The organism is Kluyvera sichuanensis (genome assembly GCF_040930405.1).
GTDB lineage: Bacteria > Pseudomonadota > Gammaproteobacteria > Enterobacterales > Enterobacteriaceae > Kluyvera > Kluyvera sichuanensis.
In genome coordinates, this window is sequence record NZ_CP162271.1 from 2,993,679 (window position 1) to 3,006,683 (window position 13,005).

Sequence of the window (13,005 nt, forward strand, 5' to 3'; positions counted from 1 at the left end):
CCAACTTTTGAGGATTGATAATGAGCAACATTCTGATTGTTAACGGTGCGAAAAAATTCGGCCATTCTAACGGCCAGCTGAACGACACCCTGACTGAAGTCGCGGAGACCTACCTGCGCGACCTCGGGCATGATGTTAAAGTGGTTCGCGCGGACGGCGACTATGACGTCAAAGCCGAAGTCCAGAACTTCCTGTGGGCCGACACCGTGATCTGGCAGATGCCAGGTTGGTGGATGGGCGCACCATGGACCGTGAAAAAATATATCGATGACGTATTCACCGAAGGTCACGGTTCTCTGTACGCCAGCGATGGCCGCACCCGCTCCGACGCCAGCAAAAAATATGGCTCCGGCGGTCTGATTCAGGGCAAAACCTACATGCTGTCCCTGACCTGGAACGCCCCAATGGAAGCCTTTACCGATAAAGATCAGTTCTTCCACGGCGTGGGCGTTGACGGCGTTTACCTGCCGTTCCACAAAGCCAACCAGTTCCTGGGAATGGAAGCGCTGCCGACCTTTATCACCAACGACGTGATTAAAATGCCTGACGTTCCACGTTATGTTGCAGAATACCGCGAGCATCTTGGGAAGATTTTTGCTTAACTGTTAGCCTGGAATTAGAAGGAGTTAATCATGTTGACCATTATTGCTGAAATCCGTACTCGTCCAGGACAACATCACCGTCAGGCGGTGCTGGATCAGTTCACCAAAATTATCCCAACCGTGCTGAAAGAAGACGGCTGCCACGGCTACGCGCCGATGGTTGATCACGCCGCAAACGTGAGCTTCCAGACCACCGCACCGGACTCTATCGTGATGGTTGAAGTGTGGGAAAGCGTGGCGCACCTTGAAGCGCACCTGCAGACGCCGCACATGAAAGCCTGGAGCGAAGCGGTGAAAGCCGATGTGCTGGATACGACCATTCGTATTCTGGAGTCAGGCGTTTAAGACTGACGCATCAACGTAGCCCGGCCGAACGTAGTGACGCCGGGGAATTCCCGGCGTCGGTGCTTACGCACCTCGTCCGGGCTACGTGTTAAAGGTAGTTATCGATTTACCAGTACAGCTTCCAGCTCTGCGTCATGCGCACCAGCGCTTCCACATAGAAATAATCCCCCCAGCTACAGCATTCATCCACGCCCTTATCGCTCGCGAAGTGATACACCGAATGTTTCAGCACGCCGGTACCCGGTTCGTCCACGCCCATCAGATAGTGTTTCGACAGCGATGACATCATCCCCATCGCCCACTGCTGATAGCGCTCGCGGTCTGGATCGGTGGTCGGCAGATGCTTAACCAGCTCCAGCAGGCCACACACCGCGATCGCCGCCGAGGATGAATCGCGCAGCGCATCGGTGCCGACCAGCGCCAGATCCCAATGACAGACGTAGTCTTCCGGCAGGCGGTTGAGGAAGTAGTTCGCCAGCTTTTTCGACAAGCTAATCAGCTCCTTGTCGCCGGTATACAAGAAGCTCAGCATAAAGCCGTAAATGCCCCACGCCTGCCCGCGCGACCAGCAGGAGTCGTCGGCATAGCCCTGCTGGGTTTTACCAAAGCGCGGTGCACCGGTCTGCACGTCCATGTAGTAGGTGTGGTAGGTCGAGGCGTCTTCACGCACCAGATATTTCGCCGACTGGCGCACGTGAGCGCGCGCGGCATCGGCAAATCGCGGATCGCCGGTCTGTTCCGTCGCCCAGTAGAGCAGCGGCAGGTTCATGGTGCAGTCGATAATCATGCGCCCTGCTTGCTCCGGGTCGGTGAGTACGCCCCAGGCCTGAATAATTTCCGCTTTACGATGGAAGCGCTCCAGCAGGGCTTCCGCCGCCTGCAAAGAGAAGCCGCGCGCATCGCGATTACCGGTCAAACGCCAGGCCGACACGCAGGAAAGCGTGTACAGGAAGCCCAGGTCATGCGTGTTGGTGTCACAGCGCCCGGCAATACGCAGGCCAAACGAGCGCACGTGTTTTTCCGCCAACGCCCGGTATTTCTCCTCACCGGTCATCTCCCAGGCCAGCCACAGCTGCCCGGTCCAGAAGCTGGTTGTCCACTCGACGTTTTCGGTCAGCGGATAGTAGCCGTCCACACAGGCTTCGCCCGGGAATTTATCACCGAAATCCGTTAAATGACGGCTAATCAGCTTAAGGACGTGGCTACGCGCCGAGCACAGCTCATCGTTAAACGTCTGAAGATTAACGGGAGCACCCGGAAATTCGCGCAGGGTTTCCTCAACGATAGGGTTTAACATATTCGGTTCCTTCATTCAGTAAGGCTTATTTAGAAATACCATTTTCAGCGACATCAAGTGCAGGCTGGCGATGATTCTGACGTTTACAGGCAGATAACGTGAATGCTGAAATCAGCGTAAAGAACAGCGCAATTCCCCCCATAATGATATAGGTCTTTTCGAATCCAATGCGGTCGTATAATAAACCTGCTGGTGAAGAGACCACGACATTACCGATATACAACATGGCCTGGTAACCCAATAAATACATGGTAGCGTTGACGCGTTTATCGAAATGCTCAGCAATATATTTAAATACCGAGACCAGCAGCAGACAAATTTCCAGGCCGTACAGCGGTTTAATCACGGAAATCAGCAGATGCGACTCGCACAGACCGGAAATCACCAGTCGCGCGCCCACCAGCACACCCACAATAATCAGACCGCGTTTCGCGCCGATATAGTTGACGAACATCGGCATAAAGATATACATCACGAACTCGGTGCCGGACTGCACGGTACCCAGCAGGCCAAAGAGGGTGTTACCTTCGTGCACATCGCTAAAGAAGGTCACGAAATAGCGCGAGAACTGCTGCTCAGCGACAAACATCATCCACGCCACGCCAGCCACATACAGGCAGAATGCCCAGAACTTGCTGCTTTTCAGCAGGTCGAAAACGTCTTTCAGTACAATCTTATCCTTTGAAATAACCGCGCTGGCGTTGCTGGTTGCAGTATCTACTTTCAGGCTGATTAACACCGCCAGCATGACCAGCGATGCCACGCTGCCGAGGATAAAGTTGTAGGCCGGAGAGATATTAAACAGCAGGCCGGAGAAGGACGATGCCACCGCCCAACCGAGCGAACCCCACATACGAATCTGACCAAACTCCATGCTGTTCAGGCGGCTGTAGCGATCGGCATAAGATTCACAGGCCGCCACGCCGGCATACCACGCGAAGCTCAGATAAATAGCACCAACAATAATCCCCACGGTGGTGTAGGAAAGCAGCAGCGGCTGGTAAACATAAATAAAGAACGGCGCCATCAGGGCGGACATCACCACTACAAAATAGAGCAGATATTTACTCATGCCAATTTTATCGAGAATATAACCGTAAATAGGCTTGAGAATAACGGAGAATATGCCGTTTACGGCAAAAACGGTGCCAATCACCGCGCCGCTGAGTTCTGCTTTTTGCCCAAGCCAAATCGCAAATAAGCCAATACTGGCTGACCAGGTAAAAAAGTACAAAAATATAAACGAGCTTATTTTGTAATATTCCAGTCTGTTTGTAGACGATATTTTTTCCATACGGTCCTCGACAAAACGATGTAGGGGTACAGACTCTGCATCATAATGATGCAGAGTCTGTCAGGAGGTATTCCGGTTTATTGTTGTATCCGGAGAGTTAAAAATTCAGCGTTGTTATTTTCCCGCTGACGTTATCCGTCACGTTCAGCGTATTATTTTCAATGTGCAGTATGGGTAATGCTGGCAAGGTTGCGTTGTGGTGACCGCTTGCCACTACCGCGCAGCACAGCCAATGTTCGCCGGGCGCTATCTCACCCGTTAGCGTCGGAATCGCCGCGCACTCGGCAAACATCACGCTGCTGTTCGGCGGGGTAATCACACTGTCGGCAAGACGCACGGCGTGAGGCGAGAGATCCGCCACCGCGCTCATCCCGTTGGCAGCATTCACCCGACTCTGGCGCACGGTCAGTTGCGCATCGGCTTTCATCACCGCAAAGCCGCCCTCCACCGTCTGCAAGCGACGCGCCGTATTCACCCGGTGCACGCGCACGTGCCAGTCGCCGCATGGGATAAGCCAGGTATCAACCTGCACGTCGTGCCACGGCAGCCAGCGCGAGTAGATGGCGCCGTCCAGCATCTCAACGCTCTCGCATTCGCGGCGGCCGCGCCAGTAATTGTCGTTATCCGACAGCAGCAGCATCGAGTCACAGGCCGCGTGCTTAATGCCGTAGCGCCCCCGCTCGATGGTGAAGCCAAAGCGCGTAGAATAGGCAAATTTGGTGTACTTAGCCTCGGTGTTCACATAGTTGTTCAGCTCGAGCTGGCCGGAGGTGAGCATCACTACGTGCTGCGAGTTTTCGCTGTGCTGTAGGATCTGCTGGGCGGGTACAATCGCATGTACCGGTGCCAGGCTCGGCAGCGGCATCTCTTCCGCCTGCCAGAAGGGGTGGGCCTCCGGCAGCGCCATGATCAAAAACACCTTCAGCGCCCAGTACGGTGAGCCCGGCGAGTTGTAGTCTTCGCACATCGCCAGGTTCGGATAGGCGAAGCCTAGCGTCAGAATACCGTCGCGGTCAAAAATCGGTTGATCCAGCCACCAGCGCAGGTGGCGCAGGATAATGCCTTTCACTACGCCCGGCGAGAAGACGTCCAGCCCGGCGAAGGCCACGCCGCTCCAGAATGCCACCATCGCAAAGCGGTAGGTCAGGCTGCGGCCAAACGGCACTGAAGCCCCGTCGGCGGCGGAAAGATAGATAAAGTCTTTGGCAAACAGGCAGGCACGTTCACGCAGCGTCGCGGCGCGCGTTGGGTCATCGTCCCCGTTCAGCGTGGCGTAAATCAGGCCGTAAAAGTGGAACGCCATCGAGATGTAGTAATCTTTCGGGCGGCCCGGGCCATCGGAGTACCAGCCGCCGCCAAGATAGTAGGCTTCCATCATCGTGAAGCGGCGGTCGATAGCGGCCTGGTCGTACGGCAGCCCGGCGCGCTTAAAGCCCAGCTGTACGATAATCGCAAAGTAGTTCCAGTTGCTGTCCGGCATCTGGGCATCGGTGATTTGGTTCAACCAGCAGTGCAGGTTTTCCAGTTCAGCAGTGCTGAAATGGCTGGTCAGCTTGTCCTGCAACAGGGCCAGGCCGAGACCGTAGGCCGCCATCTCAACCAGACGCTGGTCGTACGGCCCGGTTTCTCCCCAATAGGATGGGCTTTGCGGGTCAGTACCCAGCTTAATCGCGGTGAGATATTTGTCGCTAAACGGCACCGCTTCCCCACCCGCCAGCAGCGGGAACAGACCCCAAAGCGCTCTCGATAAGCCCTCCATTTCCGCAATATCCGTGCTGTAGTGCGCGCAGGTTTTACCCAGCGAGAACTGCGCGACGTTGTCGGGAAACTGTTTATCGAGAGCGCTCAGCATTGCCGTCAGCGTCTGCGCTACGTCCTGTCGTGATGACAATATTTTTGATATTTCCGCCACTGTCCTGCCCCCTGATTTACCCATCCTCGAAAGTGGCTAAAGCATAGAGAATCGGGGTGGCTGAGAAATGTTAACCCGGTCACAACTGATACCATTCGATGAACCGCCGCTTGATAAAATTTAAAACAGTGGTTTAGTAGTAAGATTAACCCGGTAAAAATTTAAATTTATTGCACATGACTTCGTCCTGGAATGCCGAGCATCTGGAGCTGATCACCCTGAATGACGCCGTGGCGTCGTTTAGCCGCCTTTTTGCCAATACCGTGCGCTACCAGCACTGGCATCAGTGTCTGGAAATTCTCTATGTCGAAGAGGGGTTTGGCGTGGTGATCGTCGATAATCGCCAGTACACCATGCGCCCCGGCAGGCTCTTTTTCTTCCCCCCGTTCACGCTGCATAAAATCATGGTCGATGAAAAAGCGCAGGATAGTTATCGGCGGACGATTATCCATGTCGATCAGCACGCCATCGCGACGTTGCTGCGCCACTTCCCGGAAAATCATCAGCGCTTACAGGCAGTTTCAGCCCGTGGCCGCCCGGCATTCGTGGCGGATTTAGCCGACCAGCACGCGCATATTGATCACCTGTTCGGCCTGTATGCCCGTATGTCCAACGCCTCCGGTCTCAGCACCGAGCAGATAACCTGCATGCTGATGACGCTGTTCAATATGCTGCCGCCCACCCAGGAAAAGATGCCGGAAGCCGGACGCAGTATCGCCAGTTCAGTGATGTTCTGGATTGATGAGAACTATCGGCAGAAATTCAGCCTCGACGCGCTAGCGCAGGAGTTAGGGAAATCGCGCAGCTATCTGTCGCGCCGTTTTCACGCTGAGACGGGCGAGAATATTCACGATTATCTCAATACTATTCGGCTACGACGCGCCTGCGAACTGCTGCTACACAGCGTACTGCCGGTGAGCGAGATTGCCGCACAGGTCGGGTTTTCTGAGGTGACTTACTTTATTAGCTCATTTAAAAAGGGGATCGGTGAGACCCCCTTGCAGTATCGAAAAAATCACGTCGCCCAGGCTTAGTGGAAACGCCCTGGCAGCCACAGTGACAGCATCGGAATATAGGTGATAGCAACCAGCACCAGGAACAGCACGCAATAGAACGGGATCATGGCCTTCACCACCGTCTCAATTTTCTGCCCGCTCACGGCGCTCGCCACGAACAGCACCGAACCCACCGGCGGCGTGATAAGGCCAATCCCCAGGTTCATCATCATGATGATGCCGAAGTGCACCGGGTCGATGCCAAGCTCAACCACCACCGGCAGCAGAATCGGCGTCAGGATCAGAATCAGCGGCGCCATGTCCATCAGACAGCCCAACAGCAGCAGCATAATGTTGATAATCAACAGGATGACGTACTTGTTATCCGACAATGACAGTAGCGCAGCGGAGATCTCCTGCGGCAGGCCCACCAGCGTCATCACCGAGCCAAACGCGGCGGCGAAGGCAATCAGCACCATCACCATGGTGACGGTTTTGATGGTACGGTGAATCAGTTTTGGGAAGTCCTTCAGCTTGTATTCGCGGTAGACAAAGAAGGTGACAAACATCGCCCACACGCAGGCAATTGCCCCGGACTCCGTCGGCGTGAAGAAACCGGAGAGAATACCGCCGGAGATGATCACAATGGTAATCAGCCCCCAGATGGCGTCTGAGGCAATCTTTATCTTGCGCTTAAGTTCGACGCGTTCCTCTTTCGGGTAGTTGTTTTTACGCGCGGCAATCAGACACATGACGATAAGCGTCAGGCACAGCACCAGCGTCGGGATGATCCCGGCGAGGAACATCGCCGGAATAGTGACCGCCGCGGTGTTAGCCACGATAGCAAACAGCACCGAGTTATGGCTCGGCGGCACGAGGATCGCCTGCACCGAGGCACTGGCGGTCAGCACCGCACCGAATGAGCGCGGGTAGCCTTTGCGCTCCATTTCCGGGATCAGCACCGATCCGATCGACGCGGTATCCGCCACCGACGATCCGGAAATCGCACCAAACAGCGTCGAGGCGAGGATGTTCACCAGCGACAGGCCGCCACGGATCCAGCCAACAAACAGCCCGGCGAAATCCACCAGCCGTCGCGCCATCCCCCCTTCCGCCATAATCGCCCCGGCAAAGACAAAGAACGGAATGGTCAGCAGGTTAACGTTATCGGTACTGTGGAAAATGGTGATGATAAGCCCGTCGAGGGAGAAGTCGGCGAAGGCGGTGACCACCACGGCGGTCAGGCCGACAGCATAGGCCACTGGCATACCAATCGCCATCAGCGTCACGAAAGTGACGACAAAAATAATCAGCGTTAAGTCCATTGCGTTCGCTCCTTAGTGACCGACTTTCGGCGAGCCAAACTGCACCAGTTCACGGTGCGTTTGTGGGCCGCACAGCATTTTTTCGACCACGAACAGCAGCGTAAAGAACGATCCCAGCGGAATCGGCAGGTGGGTGATCCCCGAGGTCAGGAACGGCAGCGACGGCACCACGTCCTCCCAGGCATCCATACAGCCAATGATCCCCCAGTGAATGATAAACAGGCAGGTGGCGAGCATCGCCAGATCGACAAACACCGCCAGCCCTTTTTTCATTGTCGGGTTGATATGATCGACCAGCATGGTGATCGCAATATGGCTGCCTGCCCGATAGGCCGCCGCCGCCCCCACAAAGGAGAAGGTGATCATACAGATCTGCGACAGCGGCTCCGGCCAACTGGTTGAGGCGTGCGGCAGAAAGTCCAGCCAGGCGGGAAGATCGGGACGAAAGCGAGCGTAGATCCCCACCAGATAGATAAACGTCATAAATAACAGGCTGATCCCTGACAGCCAAATGCAGATCCGATACACGCCATCCATGACCAGGACATAGAAATTTTTCATTGTTATCCCCAGATCAAAACGGGCGGGCCAGCCCACGCTGGCCTGCCGCGAAGTGGATTATTTGGTGTCCTGAATTTGCTGCATTAAGTCGCTGAACTGCTTACCGTATTTCTCACGAACCGGTGCAGTGGCGTCGACAAATGGCTTTTTGTCGACCGGAAGGAATTTGACGCCCTGGCTTTGCAGGCGCTGCTTGGATTTCTCCACGTAGTCCGCCCACAGCACGCGCTCTTCAGCCTGCGCTTCTTTCGCCAGCTTCATGATCAGCGCCTGATCGTCCGCCGAGAGCTTGCTCCATTTACGCTTTGAGAAGGCGAGCACTTCCGGGATCATAAAGTGTTCGGTGAGATCGAAATATTTGGTCCCGGCCACCACGTAGTTTTCGGTATCAAAGGTCGGCTCGTTGTTTTCCGCCGCATCGATCACCCCGGTTTGCAGGCTGGCAAAGACATCGCCCACCGGCAGGACGATCGGGTTTGCCCCTAGCGCTTTAAAGGTATCGAGGCCGATTGGATTGTTTTGCAGACGGATCTTCACCCCTTTCAGATCGTCGAGGCTGGTGATCGGTTTTTTAGTGATCAGACTACGCGAACCCGCATCCATCCAGCCAAGGAAGACCAGGCCGAGGTTGCTGTCGGAGATCTCTTTGGCCAGCGTGTTACCAATATCGCCATCCAGCACCTTGTGCTGATGGTCGGTATCGCGGAACACAAACGGCATGTTGAAGACGCTCACCTGAGGAAGGATACCGCCGACCGGGGCCATCGAAACGCGCAGGATATCAATGGCACCCGCACGGGTTTTCTCGAGCGTGGTGCTCTCATCGCCCATCTGCCCGCTTGGGAACATGCGGATGGACAGTCGCCCGTCGGTTTGTTGGCTGAGTTTTTCACCCATGTGAATCACCGCCGCCGTGGTCGGATAGTCAGCCGGGTGTACATCTGAAGCGATGAACACCGTTTTTGCCATCGCCGCCGCAGACCCCATCAGTAACGAGAAAGATAAAACGCTTACTGCCAGTTTTCTTCTTAACATAGACGATTCTCTTTTGATTAAAGATAAAATTCACCATGCGAATCAATTGCCAGCACAGATTGACGTCCATGTTCAGAAGTATGTTTTATATCCAGCGCAAGAATATGGTAGAAGTCATACAACTAAACTGTGACCTGTCATACCAAATTTTAAAATGGCATTTCAGAAAGCGTAGAAATTAGAATTGAATCGATTAATTAAGCGGCGGTTGTGGCAATAAAAAAGGAGACGCAAGCGTCTCCTTTTCAATCGTAGGCCGGGTAAGCGAAGCGCCATCCGGCAAGGTGTTAGGCTTCCAGCTCCGCCATATCGCCTTTCTCCTGCAGCCAGTTACGGCGATCTTCCGAGCGCTTCTTGGCCAGCAGCATATCCATGGTGGCATCAGTCTGCTGTTCATCTTCATCGGTGATGTACAGCTGCACCAGGCGGCGGGTGTTTGGATCAAGCGTGGTTTCGCGCAGCTGCATCGGGTTCATTTCACCCAGACCTTTAAAGCGCTGTACGTTCGGCTTGCCTTTCTTGCGCTTAAGCTGCTCCAGCACGCCCGCTTTTTCCTCTTCGGTCAGAGCATAGTAAACCTCTTTGCCCAGATCGATACGGTACAGCGGCGGCAGCGCCACATAGACGTGACCTTCTTTCACCAGCGCGCGGAAGTGCTTCACGAACAGCGCGCACAGCAGCGTTGCGATGTGCAGACCATCGGAGTCAGCATCCGCGAGGATACAGATCTTGCCGTAGCGCAGCTGGCTCAGATCCGAACTGTCCGGATCGATACCGATCGCCACGGAAATATCGTGCACTTCCTGCGAGGCCAGCACTTCATCAGAAGAGACTTCCCAGGTGTTGAGGATCTTACCTTTGAGCGGCATGATCGCCTGGAATTCACGATCGCGCGCCTGCTTGGCAGAACCGCCTGCGGAGTCACCTTCGACGAGGAACAGTTCGGTGCGGGCGAGATCCTGCGCGGTACAGTCGGCCAGTTTACCCGGCAGCGCCGGGCCGCTGGTGAGCTTTTTACGCACCACTTTTTTCGCCGCGCGCAGACGACGCTGGGCGCTGGAAATCGCCATTTCGGCCAGCAGCTCGGCGGCCTGGACGTTCTGGTTCAGCCACAGGCTGAAGGCATCTTTCACCACGCCAGAGACAAACGCCGCGCACTGACGGGAAGAGAGACGCTCTTTCGTCTGCCCGGCGAACTGCGGATCCTGCATCTTCACCGACAGCACGTAGGCGCAGCGGTCCCAGATATCTTCCGCCGACAGCTTCACGCCGCGTGGCAGAATGTTGCGGTATTCACAGAACTCGCGCATCGCGTCAAGCAGACCCTGACGCAGGCCGTTGACGTGCGTTCCGCCCTGCATGGTCGGGATCAGGTTGACGTAGCTTTCGGTCAGCAGCTCGCCGCCTTCCGGCAGCCATAGCAGCGCCCAGTCCACCGCTTCGGTTTCGCCGGAGAAATTACCGACAAACGGTTTTTCCGGCAGCAGCGGCAGGCCGTTCACGGCTTCGCAAAGATAGTCGTTCAGACCGTCGGCGTAGCACCAGGTCTGCTCGGTGTCGTTCACTTTGTCTTTAAAGACGATTTCAACGCCGGGGCAGAGTACTGCTTTCGCTTTCAGCAGGTGGCTTAAGCGGGAAACGGAAAAACGCGGGCTGTCGAAGAAGCTTTCGTCCGGCCAGAAGTGGACGCTGGTCCCGGTATTACGTTTACCGCAGGTACCGGTGACGTGCAGATCTTCCACCTTGTCGCCGTTTTCAAACGCAATGGTGTAAACCTGACCATCACGGCGAACGTTGACCTCAACGCGCTTCGACAGGGCGTTTACTACCGAGATCCCTACGCCGTGAAGGCCGCCGGAGAACTGGTAGTTTTTGTTGGAGAACTTACCGCCCGCGTGCAGACGACAGAGGATCAGCTCAACGGCCGGTACTCCCTCTTCCGGGTGGATATCGACGGGCATGCCGCGACCATCGTCGATCACTTCCAGTGATTGATCGGCATGAAGAATAACCTCAACACGCTTCGCGTGTCCGGCAAGCGCTTCATCCACACTGTTATCAATCACTTCCTGACCAAGGTGGTTCGGACGTGTGGTATCTGTGTACATCCCCGGGCGGCGGCGAACCGGCTCAAGCCCGGTGAGTACCTCAATGGCATCAGCGTTATAAGAAGATTGCGTCATGATCTATTCGTAGGTAGTTGGCGCTGCTTAATGCAACCCCAGAAAATCGATAATCTGTGTGAAGTGATCTTCAAAGCCGATAAATGCGTGATTACCGCCCTCCTCTACCGTTTGTCGGCAGGAGGCGAAATAGTTCACGGCCTGGCGGTAATCAAGCACTTCGTCGCCGGTCTGCTGAAGCAGCCAGATAAGATCCGGTGCCTCCAGTGGGTCAATTTGCATGACTTTGAGATCGTAAATATGGCGTGACTCTAGCACATATTGCTGCCCGGTGTAGGGATTCTCATTCGGCCCAAGGAAATTCACCAGCAGCTCAAACGGGCGTATCGCCGGGTTCACTACCACCGCTGGCAGCATGAAACATTGGGACAGCCAGGTCGCGTAATAGCCGCCTAATGACGACCCTACGATACCCAGCGGTTCACCGCCGTGTTTCAGCACCAGCGCTTCCAGCATCTCCGCCGCTTCCGCCGGATAGGCTGGCAGCTGCGGAATCAGCATATTCACGTCGGGATAGTGCTCCGCCAGCCACTGCTTAAGCGCCGTGGCCTTTGCTGACAGCGGGGAGCTGTTGAATCCATGCAGATAAAGAAGCGTCGACATCAATAGCCTTCAGATGCGGTATCAGGATGGAATTCGCACCCGGCAAGGCGGCAGACTTCGGTGGTTAATGAACCATCGTCATGCAGCTCAAGCCAGCGCCATCCAGGGGAAACGGTATCCAACGTGAAGTTGGCACAGTGCGGTTTAAACTGCACGCAGGTTGACGGCGTCGCCATGATGCGGCGGCCGTTCCAGTCGACGTCCAGCTCCTGATGAATGTGGCCACAAAGCAGGTTTTTTACGCGCGGGTAGCGCACCAGCACATTATCCAGCGCCCCTGCGTTACGCAGGCTGTGCTGATCGAGCCAGCTGCATCCCGCCGGCAGCGGATGATGGTGCAGCAACAGCAGCGTGTGCCGGTCCGGCGCTTCCACCAGCCGTTTTTCCAGCCACTCAAGCTGGAACTCGCTCAGCTCGCCGTGTGGCACACCGAACACCTGACTATCCAGCAGGAGGATCTGCCAGTTTTCGCCCACCAGTACGCGCTTGGCCGGGGAGATCCCCGCGTCCTGAAGCGTGCTGTACATGGATGGCTGGAAGTCGTGATTCCCCGGCAACCAAACGCAGGGTGCAGCGAAACTCGCGATGCCGTCAGCAAAGTGCTGATAGGCCGCGGATGAATGATCCTGCGCTAAATCGCCCGTCGCCACCACCAGGTCAACGTCACGCGCCGAGGCATGAATAGCCTGCAAGACGGCGTGATAGCTTGCCCAGGTGTTCACGCCTAACAGCGTTTCATCTTTTTCCGCAAACAGGTGAGTATCAGTGATTTGCAGTACCCTGACACTGGCCCCACCAGCCAGAGGAAGGTTTAAAAGGCTTTCCAAATGGTGTCCTTAGGTTTCACGATGCA

General features: G+C 55.5%; 12 protein-coding genes. 3 read left to right on the top strand and 9 right to left on the bottom strand.

All coding sequences use genetic code 11. The features are described 5' to 3' along the window. Positions 1-20: 20 nt before the first annotated feature. Together AB2B48_RS14420 and AB2B48_RS14425 are read left to right on the top strand one after the other, a co-directional pair. The gene (locus AB2B48_RS14420) at positions 21-602 is read left to right on the top strand and encodes an NAD(P)H-dependent oxidoreductase (protein ID WP_220440988.1); all 582 of its coding nucleotides are present in this window, start codon (positions 21-23) and stop codon (positions 600-602) included. 30 nt (positions 603-632) lie between these two features. Further along, positions 633-947: a putative quinol monooxygenase gene (locus tag AB2B48_RS14425; protein WP_185668378.1), complete on the top strand. Its 315-nt coding sequence runs from the start codon at positions 633-635 to the stop codon at positions 945-947. A 106-nt stretch (positions 948-1,053) separates the two neighbouring features. Here AB2B48_RS14425 and AB2B48_RS14430 read toward each other — a convergent pair whose 3' ends face one another. The 3 genes from AB2B48_RS14430 to AB2B48_RS14440 all read right to left on the bottom strand — a co-directional run bounded on the left by AB2B48_RS14430 (position 1,054) and on the right by AB2B48_RS14440 (position 5,390). Further along, positions 1,054-2,244 (bottom strand): glycoside hydrolase family 88 protein, encoded by a 1,191-nt coding sequence (locus tag AB2B48_RS14430; protein WP_368299475.1) that lies wholly within the window; start codon positions 2,242-2,244, stop codon positions 1,054-1,056. A 25-nt stretch (positions 2,245-2,269) separates the two neighbouring features. Continuing rightward, complete coding sequence (locus AB2B48_RS14435; RefSeq protein ID WP_185668380.1) at positions 2,270-3,538, bottom strand: oligosaccharide MFS transporter; 1,269 nt, start codon at positions 3,536-3,538, stop codon at positions 2,270-2,272. Positions 3,539-3,635: 97 nt separating this feature from the next. Continuing rightward, positions 3,636-5,390: a DUF2264 domain-containing protein gene (locus AB2B48_RS14440; protein ID WP_368301968.1), complete on the bottom strand. Its 1,755-nt coding sequence runs from the start codon at positions 5,388-5,390 to the stop codon at positions 3,636-3,638. Between the two features lie 236 nt (positions 5,391-5,626). Between AB2B48_RS14440 and AB2B48_RS14445 the strand changes: the two genes are divergently transcribed. Then, positions 5,627-6,484 carry a helix-turn-helix transcriptional regulator gene (locus AB2B48_RS14445; protein WP_368299476.1) on the top strand — a complete coding sequence of 286 codons (858 nt, stop codon included), beginning with the start codon at positions 5,627-5,629 and terminating at the stop codon, positions 6,482-6,484. On the opposite strand, the gene AB2B48_RS14450 is transcribed toward AB2B48_RS14445, so the two are convergent. The 6 genes from AB2B48_RS14450 to cpdA all read right to left on the bottom strand — a co-directional run bounded on the left by AB2B48_RS14450 (position 6,481) and on the right by cpdA (position 12,979). Further along, positions 6,481-7,770, bottom strand: coding sequence for a TRAP transporter large permease (locus tag AB2B48_RS14450; protein ID WP_333496156.1), 1,290 nt, complete (start codon positions 7,768-7,770; stop codon positions 6,481-6,483). The genes AB2B48_RS14445 and AB2B48_RS14450 overlap by 4 nt on opposite strands. Before the next feature lie 12 nt (positions 7,771-7,782). After that, on the bottom strand, positions 7,783-8,331 hold the full coding sequence (locus AB2B48_RS14455) for a TRAP transporter small permease (RefSeq protein ID WP_185668384.1): 549 nt from the start codon (positions 8,329-8,331) through the stop codon (positions 7,783-7,785). A 57-nt stretch (positions 8,332-8,388) separates the two neighbouring features. Continuing rightward, a complete protein-coding gene (locus tag AB2B48_RS14460) occupies positions 8,389-9,366 on the bottom strand; it encodes a TRAP transporter substrate-binding protein (RefSeq protein WP_185668385.1) in 978 nt (325 codons plus the stop codon). A 287-nt stretch (positions 9,367-9,653) separates the two neighbouring features. Continuing rightward, positions 9,654-11,549, bottom strand: a complete 1,896-nt coding sequence (parE, locus tag AB2B48_RS14465; RefSeq protein ID WP_220439158.1) for a DNA topoisomerase IV subunit B — start codon at positions 11,547-11,549, stop codon at positions 9,654-9,656. Positions 11,550-11,576: 27 nt separating this feature from the next. After that, a complete protein-coding gene (yqiA, locus tag AB2B48_RS14470; RefSeq protein WP_368299477.1) occupies positions 11,577-12,152 on the bottom strand; it encodes an esterase YqiA in 576 nt (191 codons plus the stop codon). After that, entirely contained in the window at positions 12,152-12,979 is an 828-nt protein-coding gene (cpdA, locus tag AB2B48_RS14475) for a 3',5'-cyclic-AMP phosphodiesterase (protein ID WP_368299479.1), read from the bottom strand. The genes yqiA and cpdA overlap by 1 nt, the downstream gene beginning before the upstream one ends. Between the last annotated feature and the right edge of the window lie 26 nt (positions 12,980-13,005).

Excerpts from the sequence above, each read along its gene's own strand:
- AB2B48_RS14450 (WP_333496156.1), bottom strand. The coding sequence starts at position 7,770 with ATGGACTTAACGCTGATTATTTTTGTCGTCACTTTCGTGACGCTGATG.
- AB2B48_RS14445 (WP_368299476.1), top strand. The coding sequence starts at position 5,627 with ATGACTTCGTCCTGGAATGCCGAGCATCTGGAGCTGATCACCCTGAAT.
- AB2B48_RS14440 (WP_368301968.1), bottom strand. The coding sequence starts at position 5,390 with ATGCTGAGCGCTCTCGATAAACAGTTTCCCGACAACGTCGCGCAGTTC.
- AB2B48_RS14455 (WP_185668384.1), bottom strand. The coding sequence starts at position 8,331 with ATGAAAAATTTCTATGTCCTGGTCATGGATGGCGTGTATCGGATCTGC.
- AB2B48_RS14435 (WP_185668380.1), bottom strand. The coding sequence starts at position 3,538 with ATGGAAAAAATATCGTCTACAAACAGACTGGAATATTACAAAATAAGC.
- AB2B48_RS14460 (WP_185668385.1), bottom strand. The coding sequence starts at position 9,366 with ATGTTAAGAAGAAAACTGGCAGTAAGCGTTTTATCTTTCTCGTTACTG.
- AB2B48_RS14420 (WP_220440988.1), top strand. The coding sequence starts at position 21 with ATGAGCAACATTCTGATTGTTAACGGTGCGAAAAAATTCGGCCATTCT.
- AB2B48_RS14425 (WP_185668378.1), top strand. The coding sequence starts at position 633 with ATGTTGACCATTATTGCTGAAATCCGTACTCGTCCAGGACAACATCAC.
- AB2B48_RS14430 (WP_368299475.1), bottom strand. The coding sequence starts at position 2,244 with ATGTTAAACCCTATCGTTGAGGAAACCCTGCGCGAATTTCCGGGTGCT.
- yqiA (WP_368299477.1), bottom strand. The coding sequence starts at position 12,152 with ATGTCGACGCTTCTTTATCTGCATGGATTCAACAGCTCCCCGCTGTCA.
- parE (WP_220439158.1), bottom strand. The coding sequence starts at position 11,549 with ATGACGCAATCTTCTTATAACGCTGATGCCATTGAGGTACTCACCGGG.